This window comes from Actinophytocola sp. (assembly GCF_049647105.1).
In the GTDB taxonomy this organism is placed as follows: Bacteria; Actinomycetota; Actinomycetes; order Mycobacteriales; family Pseudonocardiaceae; genus Actinophytocola.
In genome coordinates this window covers 1-2388 of record NZ_JBARWZ010000122.1, presented here as the reverse complement: position 1 = coordinate 2388, position 2388 = coordinate 1, and the positions used below count along the sequence as shown (strand labels likewise).

The following is a 2388-nucleotide window of genomic DNA, read 5'->3' as shown; positions in this document are numbered from 1 at the left end:
ACTCTCTGACCGGTGAGTTCATTGACGCGTCGTTGGGTTTGTTGGGTTCGGGTGGCCGGTTCATCGAGATGGGCAAGGCCGATCTGCGTTCTCCCGAGGGGGTTGTTTACCGGGCGTTCGATTTGAGCGAAGCCGGGCATGACCGGATTCAGGAGATGCTGCTCGACCTGCTCGCCCTGTTCGGCAGCGGCGCCCTGCGCCTCTCTCCCGTTCGTGCGTGGGATGTGCGTGACGCCAAGGCCGCGTTCCGGTTCCTGGGACAGGGCAAGCACATCGGCAAGAACGTGTTGACGATGCCGCGCACGCTGGACCCAGAAGGCACTGTTCTGATCACCGGGGGAACCGGTGCGCTCGGTTCACTACTTGCCGAGCATCTGGTCACCACACACGGGGTCCGGCATCTGGTTCTGTTGAGCCGCAGTGGTGGTGAGGCTCCTGATCTGGACGCGGATGTGCGGGTGGTTGCCTGTGATGTGTCGGATCGGGACGCTGTCGAAGCTGTGCTGGCGGGTATTCCGGCAGAGCATCCGTTGACGGGTGTCGTGCACGCGGCCGGTGTCGTCGACGACGGTCTGGTCGAATCCTTGACACCTGAGCGGATCGACACCGTCTTCAAGCCAAAGGTCGACGCCGCCCTCATGCTGCACGACCTCACCCGGGACCTTGACCTGGCCGTGTTCGCTCTCTACTCCTCGGCGTCGGCGTTGTTCGGGACCGCGGGGCAGGCCAACTACGCCGCCGCCAACGCGGTCCTGGACGGGCTCGCGTTCCAGCGGCGTGCTGCCGGGCTGCCCGCGGTTTCCCTGGCGTGGGGGTTGTGGGAGCGGGAGAGCGGCATCAGTGGAGGGTTGACGGCGGTCGACAGGACACGACTCGGGCCGGCACTGTCCGATGCGGACGGTCTCGCGTTGTTCGACCTCGCCCACCGTGTCGGTCACACCCATGTTGTCCCCGCCCGGCTGGGCACGGTCCCGGCCGACCGGGTCCCGCCGCTGCTGCGCGCACTGGTCCGGCCCACCCCGAAACGCGCCGTCGCGGACAGCGGTCTCGCCGAACGGGTCACCGGCAAGGCACCCGAGGATGCCCTGCGCCTGCTGACCGACCTCGTCCGCGCCGAGGCGGCCGCCGTCCTCGGCCACGGCCACGCCGACGCGATCGAACCCGGGCGCGCGTTCTCCGAACTCGGCTTCGACTCACTCACCGCCGTCGAACTCCGCAACCGCCTCGGCACGGCCACCGGACTGCGGCTGTCCGCGACCGTCGTCTTCGACCACCCCACCCCCGAGGCGCTCGCCGAACGGCTGCGCACCACACTCGTCGGCGACACAACGCATCCGGTCGCCACGGCCGCGCGCCCCGGCGACGGTGCCGACAACTATGCCGACGACCCGGTCGTCATCGTCGGCATGAGCTGCCGCTTCCCCGGCGGGGTGTCCTCGCCGGAGGACCTCTGGCGGCTCGTCGACGCGGGAGCCGACGCGGTTGGCGCGTTCCCCGCCGACCGCGGCTGGGACCTCTCCGCCCTCACCGGGGCGAGCAGGACCGGGGAAGGCGGGTTCGTCCACGACGCAGGCGACTTCGACGCCAACCTCTTCGGTATCTCACCCCGCGAGGCACTCGCGATGGACCCGCAGCAGCGGCTCCTGCTCGAAGCCGCGTGGGAGGTGTTCGAGCGGGCCGGGATCGCACCACTGTCGCTGCGCGGCACCCCGGTCGGCGTGTTCGTCGGCGCCGCCAACTCGCTCTACGGGCTCAGCGGGGACATCCCGGACGAGGTCGCGGGCCTGTCCCTGACGGGCACGTCCACCAGCATCGCCTCCGGCCGCATCGCCTACACCTTCGGCCTCGAAGGACCGGCCGTCACCATCGACACGGCGTGCTCGTCGTCGCTGGTCGCCCTGCACCTTGCCGTCCAGGCACTGCGATCCGGCGAATGTTCGATGGCACTGGCCGGTGGCGTGAACGTCATGGCCACCCCCGGCATCTTCACCGAGTTCACCCGGCAGAACGGGGTCGCCGCCGACGGCCGCTGCAAGTCCTTCGCGGCCGCCGCCGACGGGACCGGCTGGTCAGAGGGCGCGGGTCTGCTGCTGGTCGAACGGCTGTCCGACGCGCGGCGCAACGGCCACGACGTGCTGGCCGTGGTGCGGGGGTCGGCGGTGAACTCCGATGGTGCGTCGAATGGTCTGACGGCGCCGAATGGTCCTTCGCAGCAGCGGGTGATCCGGGCCGCGTTGGGTAGTGCCGGTCTTGCGCCGTCTGATGTGGATGTGGTGGAGGCGCACGGGACCGGCACCCGCCTCGGTGATCCGATCGAGGCGCAGGCGGTGATCGAGACCTATGGGCAGGATCGGGATCGGCCGTTGTGGCTGGGTTCGGTGAAGTCGA

1 protein-coding gene is annotated in these 2388 nt (G+C 69.6%); it reads left to right on the top strand.

Features of this window, described 5'->3' with window-relative positions:
- On the top strand, positions 1-2388 hold a 2388-nt coding region (locus tag WBA97_RS15145; protein ID WP_424231441.1), incomplete at both ends, for an SDR family NAD(P)-dependent oxidoreductase.